Annotated in this window: 1 protein-coding gene and 2 pseudogenes; all 3 read left to right on the top strand. The window is 68.8% G+C overall.

Annotated elements, in window-relative coordinates:
• Positions 1–56 precede the first annotated feature (56 nt).
• Positions 57–737 (top strand): annotated as a pseudogene (locus ACGFSA_RS35060) (IS256 family transposase); the annotation flags it as partial.
• 240 nt (positions 738–977) lie between these two features.
• Positions 978–2,051, top strand: coding sequence for an IS110 family transposase (locus ACGFSA_RS35055; RefSeq protein WP_393310216.1), 1,074 nt, complete (start codon positions 978–980; stop codon positions 2,049–2,051).
• A 16-nt stretch (positions 2,052–2,067) separates the two neighbouring features.
• Positions 2,068–2,144: pseudogene (locus tag ACGFSA_RS35050) on the top strand (transposase); the annotation flags it as partial.

Below are 2,144 nucleotides of genomic sequence, written 5' to 3'. Positions count from 1 at the left end.
CGGGAAGCGAGCCGGCGGCGGAGGCCGTGCCGGCGAGTGACGAGCAGTTGGTCGCGATGCTCGTGGACCGGGCCCGCAGCGAGGGTCTGCAGCTGACCGGGGAGGGTGGGCTGCTCCAGCAGCTGACCAAGCGGGTCCTGGAGTCCGCCCTGGAGGGCGAGATCACCGATCACCTCGGCTACGAGAAGCACGATGCCGAGGGCCGGGGCAGCGGCAACTCCCGTAACGGGACGCGGGTGAAGACGGTGCTGACCGATGTCGGCCCGGTCGAGGTGAAGGTCCCCCGGGATGTGGCGGGTTCGTTCGAGCCGCAGATCGTCAAGAAGCGGCAGCGGCGCCTGTCCGGGGTGGACGAGATGGTGCTGTCGCTGTCGGCGAAGGGGCTGACGCACGGGGAGATCTCCGCGCACCTGGCCGAGGTCTACGGCGCGAGCGTGTCCAAGGCGACCATCACCACGATCACGGACAAGGTGATGGACGGGATGGCGGAATGGTCCAACCGGCCGCTGGACTCCGTCTATCCGGTGCTGTTCGTTGACGCGATCAACGTCAAGATCCGGGACGGGCAGGTCGCGAACCGTCCGGTCTACGTCGTCATGGCCGTGACCGCTGAGGGCCACCGGGACATCCTGGGGATCTGGGCCGGTGACGGTGGCGAGGGCGCGAAGTACTGGCTGAGCGTGTTCACGGATCTGAAGAACAGGGGCGTCGACGATGTCCTGATGCTGGTCTGTGACTGTGAGGATGATGGTGTCCCGCACGGGGCCGCGGCTTGACCCGGTCTGCGACTGACCAAGGTGTCCTGAGCTCCGATCTGTCGGCCCGGTTCCGTGCGGGGCTCGCTGCCGCCGGCCCGGCGGGCGTGTCCCGATAGGGGCCTTCGCGACAGGCACCCTCACAGTCCTGACCGCCCGACCGGTCCGGTGGCGGCCATCCGCCCGCGAACCGATCGAGACAGGCACATGACCATCCTCAGCATGCCTCACAACGGCGACACCGCACAGTCGCCCGTGGACTCCGCCAGCGCCGTGCTCGGCGTCGACACCCACAAAGACGTACACGTCGCCGCAGTCGTCAGCTATCTCGGCGCTCTGCTGGGCACCCAGTCGTTCCCCGCCACGACCTCCGGATACCGTCAACTCGCCGAATGGGCACGCTCGTTGGGAGCTGTCCGACAGGCCGGGGTGGAGGGAACCGGTTCCTACGGTGCCGGGCTCGCCCGGCACCTGGCTGCCGAAGGCATCAAGGTCATCGAGGTCAACCGGCCCGACCGGGCGGCCCGGCGCCGCTCGGGCAAGACCGACGCGGTCGACGCCGAAGCCGCCGCCCGAGCTGTGCTGGGCGGACGGGCCACCGGGGCTCCGAAGAGCAAGGATGGCCCCGTCGAGGAGCTTCGCGTGTTGAAGGTCGTCAAGGACTCCGCGGTCCGCAACCGCACCCAGGCCATCAACCAGCTCAAGGCCCTCCTGGTCAGCGCACCGGCACAGCTGCGCGAGTCCCTTGCCGGGCTCTCGAACCCGGCGCTGTTCAAGGCATGCGCCGCCCTGGACGCACAGGCGAGCGCGGTGCACCAGGCCCTGAACCTGCTGGCCCACCGCATCAAGCAGCTCACCGCCGAGACCACCACGCTCACTCGCCGGATCGCGGCGATCATCCAGGCTCACAACCCGAAGTTGCTCGAACTCACTGGCGTCGGCCCGGACAGCGCGGCCATCCTGCTCATAGCCGCCGGCGACAACCACGACCGCCTCCGCGACGAGGCGTCCTTCGCCGCTCTGTGCGGCGTCAGCCCGGTCGAACGCTCCTCCGGCAAGAGCCAACGCCGACGGCTCAATCGCGGCGGGAACCGACAGGCCAATGCCGCCCTCTACCGCATCGTGCTCTCCCGTCTGCGCTGGGAGGAACGCTCCCGCGCCTACCTCCTGCGACGCACCGCGGAGGGCAAGACGAAACGCGAGGTCATCCGCTGCCTGAAGAGGTACGTCGCCCGCGAGATCCACCGGGCCATCGCCTCCGCTGCACTGCCTGTTCCCGACGCTCTCGCGGCTTGACATCCATAGGGGCATCGGGCTGAAGGGCCTGCCGGAAGCAGTGGAGACCGTCTGGCCTCGAACGATTGTCCAGACCTGCGTCGTTCACCTGCT

It is taken from the genome of Streptomyces sp. NPDC048496 (assembly GCF_043200055.1).
Classification (GTDB): Bacteria; Actinomycetota; Actinomycetes; order Streptomycetales; family Streptomycetaceae; genus Streptomyces.
Note: the sequence above shows the minus strand (reverse complement) of the source record. Positions and strands in the feature narration are given on the sequence as shown.

Coding starts and splice junctions, on each gene's coding strand:
- ACGFSA_RS35055 (WP_393310216.1), top strand. CDS start 978: ATGCCTCACAACGGCGACACCGCACAGTCGCCCGTGGACTCCGCCAGC.